The 6,839-nt window shown below is 77.1% G+C and carries 3 protein-coding genes and 1 pseudogene; 2 read left to right on the top strand and 2 right to left on the bottom strand.

The genetic code is table 11. The annotated features are described in order from the left end of the window. Nucleotides 1–1,496: 1,496 nt before the first annotated feature. Nucleotides 1,497–3,101 (top strand): annotated as a pseudogene (locus FM076_RS33530) (hypothetical protein); the annotation flags it as partial. Between the two features lie 135 nt (nucleotides 3,102–3,236). Here FM076_RS33530 and FM076_RS08655 read toward each other — a convergent pair. Beyond that, complete coding sequence (locus tag FM076_RS08655; RefSeq protein ID WP_173869338.1) at nucleotides 3,237–3,686, bottom strand: hypothetical protein; 450 nt, start codon at nucleotides 3,684–3,686, stop codon at nucleotides 3,237–3,239. A gap of 1,297 nt (nucleotides 3,687–4,983) precedes the next feature. Between FM076_RS08655 and FM076_RS08650 the strand changes: the two genes are divergently transcribed. After that, the gene (locus tag FM076_RS08650; RefSeq protein WP_173869337.1) at nucleotides 4,984–5,850 is read left to right on the top strand and encodes a WD40 repeat domain-containing protein; all 867 of its coding nucleotides are present in this window, start codon (nucleotides 4,984–4,986) and stop codon (nucleotides 5,848–5,850) included. Between the two features lie 83 nt (nucleotides 5,851–5,933). Here FM076_RS08650 and FM076_RS08645 read toward each other — a convergent pair. Next, a partial coding sequence (locus FM076_RS08645; RefSeq protein ID WP_173869336.1) for a 2-oxo acid dehydrogenase subunit E2 occupies nucleotides 5,934–6,839 on the bottom strand: 906 nt, incomplete at its 5' end.

Raw genomic sequence — 6,839 nt, 5'->3', positions numbered from 1 at the left:
GCCTGCGCTCGCGGGTGCCAGCGCCGGTATCGCGGGCAGGACGAGCAGGGCCGAGGCCGCCAGTGCCGGGCGGCGCAGTCGTTTCTGGCTGTGCATCGAGGTCCTTCTCCCGTTCGCTGTCCTGGTCACCGGGCGGGCCGTCACCGCGGGCCCAGCCGGTGCACGGTGCGGTCGCTGAGGTTGATCACGAACCGCTGGGTGTCGATCCACGGGCCGCCGCCCGCGACCCGGGTGAAGAGCCGCACGCAGCGCTGCTTGCCGCAGGCGTCCAGCGCGTCGCCCCGCTCGGTGTGCGGCACGTACGTCAGCCCCTGGGTGCCGAGCTGGCCTGCGCGGGTGAGCTTCTTCCCCGCGGCCCTGCGGTAGTCGGCGCGCAGCCCCGCGCCCAGCGGGTCCTTCAGCAGCAGCTCCGCCGCCTCGTGCGCCTCGGCCCAGGCGGGCGGCGGCTGGGAGCCGCGCGAGGTGTCCGTGCCGGTGACCTTGCCGACGTCCAGGTCGACGGTGCGGTGGATGAGCGCGTCGTCCGCGTAGTCGTAGAAGGACACCTCGGCGCGGCGCGGCCGGCCCGCCTCCGCGTCCTCGGACAGATCCGTGGCCAGCAGCTGCGGCGTGCCCTTCTTGCCCGTCACGTCCTCCCGGGCCGTCCTCAGACTCGTCCCGCCGCCCTCGCCGGACAGGGCGATCCGCACCGCGCGGCCGCGCTCGGAGTCGGAGAGCGGGTCTCGTCCAATGCCGCGGCCCGTGACCGGCGGGGCGTCCTCCACCTTCGCGGGCGGGCCCTCGCGCCGCGCCCCGTCCTCGACCGTGCTCGTGTCCCGCTCCCGCGTGTCCCCCGAGGCGCTCAGCGGAAGCGTGACGGAGAGCAGCCCCGCGGTGGCGGCGAGCGCCAGCACGGTGCCGCCGGCCAGCCGCACCATGGCGGAGCGCTGCCCGCCACCCAGCCGCCCGCCGGCCCCCGCCCGGGCACGCGTACGGTTCCCGCGCGGGGCGGCCCCGTTCACGGTGGTGCCGTTTCCGCTCGGGGCGGTGTCGTTCCCGGCGGCTTCGCGCTCGCTCGGGGCGGTCCCGTCCCCGGCGGTCCCATGCTCGCTCCCGGCGGACGGCGCGGGCGCGTCGGTGCGGTCCCCGGTGGGCTCGCCGGCCTTGGCGGGCTCGGTGCCGCCGGTGGCCTCGGCACCCTCGGCGGGCTCGGCACCCTTAGCGGGCTCGCCACTGCCGGTGGGCTCGGGGCCCCTGGCGGACCCGGTGCTCTCGGCCGGCCCGGTGCTCTCGGCTGGGCCGGCGCCCCCGGCGGGCTCGCCGGGCTCGGCTGCCCCGGTGGGCTCGGCCTCCCCCTTGTCGGTCATCAGGCGTCCCCAAGTGTCGCTCGTTCGCGGCGGTCCTCCGCCGCCTGACCACCCGATTCCACGGCCTCGACCAGTTGTTCGGCACCCCCGTCCCACCAGCCCGAACAATCCCGTAGCGTTCTTTTCGTCAGGGGGCGGAAGGGGTGCGAGGTGGGGCGCAAGGAACGGCCGGTCGATCCGGCGGAGGGGCCTGTGCAGCGGTTCGCGTACGAACTGCGCAAGCTCCGCGAGGAGGCCGGCCGGCCCACCTACCGGCAGCTCGCCGCCCGCTGCGCGTACTCCGTCACCACCCTCTCCCAGGCCGCGGCCGGCGACCGGCTGCCCTCCCTGGTCGTCACCCTGGCCTACGCCACCGCCTGTGACGGCGACCCCGGCGAGTGGGAGCGGCGCTGGCGTGCCGCTGCCGCCGAGGAGGCCGAGGAGCGGGCCCGGGCCCGGGACGCCGAGGACGAGGAGGGCGCCCACGAGCCGCCCTACCGGGGCCTCGCCCGCTTCGAACCCGCCGACCACGACCGCTTCTTCGGCCGCGACGAGCTGACCGCCGAACTGCTGGAACTGCTGGCCGACCACCGCTTCGCCGCCGTCTTCGGACCGTCCGGCAGCGGCAAGTCCTCCCTGCTGCGTGCGGGCCTCGTCCCCCGGCTCCGCGGCACCGCCCGCCCCCGCGCCGCCGACGGCACGAAAGCCGCGCCCCGTTCCACGGCCACTGCCGGGGACGCGTCCCGTTCCGCCGCCGCCGACGGCATGCCCCGTCGCGCCGACGACGGCACCCCGGGCGTGCCCCGTCCCGCCGCCGTCCGGATCCTCACCCCCGGCCCGCACCCCGCCCGCACCCACCAGGCGGCGTGCACGGCGGCGCCCGGCGAGGGCGCCACCTGGGTGCTGGTCGACCAGTTCGAGGAAATCTTCACGCTCTGCCGCGACCCGGCCGAACGTGCCCGCTTCCTGCGCATGCTGCTGCGCGCCCGCGACCCCGGCTCCCGGCTGCGCGTCGTCATCGCCGTACGCGCCGACTTCTACGGGCGCTGCGCCGAACACCGCGACCTGACCGAGGCACTGCGCGGCGCCGGACTGCTGGTCGGCCCGATGAGCCCCGCGGAGCTGCGCGCCGCCGTGGTCCGCCCCGCCGCCGCGCACGGACTGATCGTCGAACGGGCGCTGACGGCCCGCCTGCTGCGCGACTCCGAAGGCGAGCCCGGCGCGCTCCCGCTGGTCTCGCACGCGCTGCTGGAGACCTGGCGCCGCCGCAAGGGCCGCACCCTCACCCTGGCGGCATACGAGGCGGCCGGCGGGGTACGAGGCGCCGTCGCACAGACCGCCGAGGACGTCTACACCCGGCTCCCGCCCCACCAGGCGGACCTCGCCCGGCGCATCCTGTCGCGGCTGGTCGCCCCGGGGGAGGGCGCCCAGGACTCCCGCCGCCCCGCGCCCCGCGCCGAACTCGCACCCGCGCCGGGTGCCGGGAGCGGCGCGGCGGACGGGGAGGAGGCCGCCGCCGTCCTCGAACGGCTGGCCGCCGCCCGGCTGCTGACCCTCGACGGCGACACCGTCGACCTCGCCCACGAGGCCCTCATCACCTCCTGGCCCCGGCTGCGCGGCTGGATCGAGGAGGACCGCGAGCGGCTGCGCGCCCACCGCAGACTGACCGAGGCCGCCCACGGCTGGCGGGAGCTGGACCGCGACCCCGGCGCCCTCTACCGGGGCAGCAGGCTCGCCGAGGCCACCGAACTCTTCGGCGGACCGGGCCGCCGCGCGGGGTCCGGCTCCCCGGCGGCCCCGCCGGACGGCGGGCGCACCGGCCAGGATGCCCGGCCCCGGCTCCCGCGGCCCCTGCGGCGCGTACCGCTCCCGGGACCCCCGCGTCTCCTCCGTCGCATACGCCCACCCCGACTACCGCTCGCCCGCCCCCGGCACCGCGAGGAACGTCGTACCGGGCACCAGGAAGGGCACCGGGACGGGGACCGTGCCGCGCACCAGGAAGGGCGCCAGGACAGGAACCGTGCCGGCCACCGGGACGGCGACCTTGCCGGCTCCGGCCCCGGCCACGTCCCCGGCCCCGGCCACGTCCCCAGCTCCAGCCACCGGCACGGCCCCAGCGACGACCCCGTCCACCGCCACGGCCCCATCCACCGCCACGGCCACACGCACCGTGCCCCGCACGACTTCGTACCCGGGCTCACCGGGCTGGAGCGTGAGTTCCTCACCGCCTGCCACGAGGTACGGCGCCGGGAGCGCCGCCGCCGGAACGGCGGTGTGGCCGCCGTGTGTCTGCTGCTCACCCTCGCCCTGCTCGCCGGGGTCGTCGCCTGGCAGCAGACCCGTACCAACGACCGCCGGCACACCGAGGCGGAGGCCCGCAGGATCGCCGCCGTCGCCGAGAGCATGCGCATGTCCGACCCGGTGCGCGCGATGCGGCTCAGCGTGGCCGCCTGGCGCCTCGCCGACACCCCCGAGACCCGCTCCGCGCTGCTCGGCGCCCTCGCCCAGCCGGAGGAGGACGCGCTCACCCTGCCCAGCGGGACACGCGGGTCCGAACGCTTGCTGAGCGCCGACGGGCGGACCCTCGTCAGCGCCGGAGGCGGCCGGCTCGACCGCTGGAGAGTTCCCGCACACCGCCGGGAGCACAGCGGCCCGGGGCCCGGCGCCCGCTCCGCCGGGGACGGCGAACCCGTCGTGGCGGCACTCAGCCCGAACGGCGCCACCCTGGCCGCCTCCGACAACCGGCTCCGCGTCACCCTCCGCCCCACCCGGGGCGGCACGCCCCGGAAGCTGCCGGACGCCGCCCGGGGCTACCCGGAGGACTTCAGCCCCGACGGGAGGCTGCTGCGGATCGAGGCCGGGTCGCCGGAGGGCAACAGGAGCGCCGTCCAGCTGTGGGACGTCCGCACGCGCCGCCTGGTCTTCGAGCGCCGCACCACCCCGACGCGGAGGACGGCGGTCGCCGTCGCACGAGGGGGCGACCGGGTCGCGCTGTGCCCCGAGCGCGGACGGCTGGAGCTGTGGCGGCTGGACGCCACCCGCCCCGGCGGGGACCGCCGGCTCGCCCTCGACCGGTGGCCGCGCCGCGCCCTGCGGGCGGTGTGCCGTGCCGAGCTGCTCACCTTCGCCCCCGGCGACCGCCGCCTGGTGGGCATGGACGAGAAGGGGGTGCGCTCCTGGGACGTGGCCACGGGACGCGGCCGTACGCTGGCCGACCAGCGCGGGCTGACCGACATGCGGCTCAGCGACGACGGCGACCTTCTGGTGGCCACCGACTCGGAGAAGATCCTGCTGTGGCGCCCCGGCGTCTCCCGGCGGCCCGTGCTGCGCTATCCGCTGGTCAGCGAGTACGTGAGCGGGCTCGCCGTCGATCCCGGAGCCGGTGTCGTCCGCTACCTCAGCGGGCTGTCCGGGCAGACCGTACGGACCCTGTCGCTGGCCGGCGCCCATCGCGTCCGCTGGCGGGACCGCCCGCTCGGACAGGCCGCGTTCAGCCCCGACGGCCGCCTGCTGGCCACCGTACGGACCAGCCCGCCGCACGCCCGCTTCGAGCTGCGCGACGCGCGCACCGGCGCCCTCGCCGCCCGGCTGCCCGCAGCAGCCCTGTCCCCGCGACACCTCCCCGGGAGGCGACGGCGAGCTGCTGTGCACCCCCGTGATGGCGTTCGACCGCGAGGGCCGCACCTTCGCCCACGGCACCAGCGGCTGGACCCGCGACGGCGAACCGCGCGACCGCATCGCGCTGTGGAACACCCGGGAGAGGCGCCCCGCGGGCCGCCTCTCCCTGACCCTCACCCGGAGGGACCGCGGCAGCGGGAACGACCTCAACAGCATCGCCTTCACCCGCGACGGCCGCCACCTGCTGGCCTCCCGCATCCCGGAGGCCGAACGCGTCGAGGTCTGGGACATCCGCGCCCGCAGGCAGGTCCGGGTGCTGCGGCACGCGGGCGGCGAGGTGCTCGCCGTTCGGCCCCGGGGCCGGCTGCTGGCCACCAGCCACGGCCAGCTCGCCTCGCCCGCCACCGGCAGGGTCGTCCGGCGGGCCCTGAGCCAGGACGAGACGACCGCGCTCGCCTTCAGCCCCGACGGCCGCGTCCTGGCCGCGGGCGACGACTCCGGCCGCGTCACCCTCTGGGACGGGCACGGCCGCCGCGGCCTCGGGCTGCTGGCCGGCACCTACCGGGAGACCGGCGGCGGCACCGAGCCGGTCGCGGGCCTGGCCTTCTCGCCGGACGGGCGGACGCTCGCGGTCGCGGGCCGGCGGGGCACGGTACGGCTGTGGGACACCGCGGCGCACCGGCCCCTCGGCGGCCCGCTGCCCGCCGTACGCGACAAGGCCGTCGCCCTCGCCTTCTCGCCCGACGGGACACGGCTGTCGGTGGCCGGCGCCCGCACCGCCGTCCGCCACTACACCGTCTCACCCGCGCGCGCGGCCCCCCGCGTGTGCGCCCGCGCCCACGGCGGCCTGTCCCCCGCCCAGTGGCGGCAGACCCTGCACGGCGTGCCCTACCGCCCCACCTGCTGAGGGCGCCCGCAGGGGCCGGCCGCGGACACGACGGTGCCCCCGCCACGGCTCGTGGCGGGGGCACCGTCGGTGGGCGGGAGGGCTTACAGCCCCAGCTCGCCCTCGAACTCACCGGCCTCCAGGCGGGCCTTGACGTCCGCCAGGTAGCGGGCGGCGTCGGCGCCGTCCACCAGCTGGTGGTCGTAGGACAGGGTCAGGTAGACCATGTCGCGGATCGCGATGGTCTCGCCCAGGTCCGGGTGGTTGACGACCATCGGGCGGCGCACGGTGGCACCGATGCCCAGCTCGGCGACCTGCGGGTAGTTCACGATGATGGTGTCGAAGAGCGCACCGCGCGAACCGGTGTTGCTGATGGTGAAGGTGCCGCCGGACATGTCGTCCGGACCCAGGCCGCCCTCGCGGACCTTCTTGGCCAGCTCGGCCGTCTTGCGGGCGATGCCCGCCAGGTTGAGGTTCCCGGCCTCCTTGATGACCGGGACCATCAGGCCCTTCTCCGAGTCCACCGCGATGCCGATGTTCTCGACGTCGTGGTAGGTGATCGTGCCGTCGTCGTTCAGCCGCGCGTTGATGGCCGGGTGGGCCTTCAGCGCCTCGGCCGCCGCCTGCACGAAGAACGGCATCGGCGAGAGCTTGACGCCCTCCCGCGCCTGGAAGGCGTCCTTCGCGCGGGCCCGCAGCCGCATGATGCGGGTGACGTCCACCTCGACGACCGTGGAGAGCTGCGCCTGGCTGTGCAGCGCCTTCATCATGTTGTCGGCGATGAGCTTGCGGATGCGCGGCATCTTCACCGTCTGGCCGCGCAGCGGCGACGGCTCCAGCTTCGGCGACGCCGGGCGGGCGGCGGCGGCCGGGGCGGCGGGGGCCGCCGGGGCCTGCGCCTTCTTCGCCTCGGCCGCCTCGATGACGTCCTGCTTGCGGATACGGCCGCCCACCCCGGTGCCGCGCACCGAGGAGAGGTCCACCCCCTGCTCGGCCGCCAGCTTGCGGAC

It is taken from the genome of Streptomyces albus subsp. chlorinus, from assembly GCF_013302895.1.
In the GTDB taxonomy this organism is placed as follows: domain Bacteria; phylum Actinomycetota; class Actinomycetes; order Streptomycetales; family Streptomycetaceae; genus Streptomyces; species Streptomyces chlorinus.
This window is presented reverse-complemented; position numbering and strand designations above follow the sequence as displayed.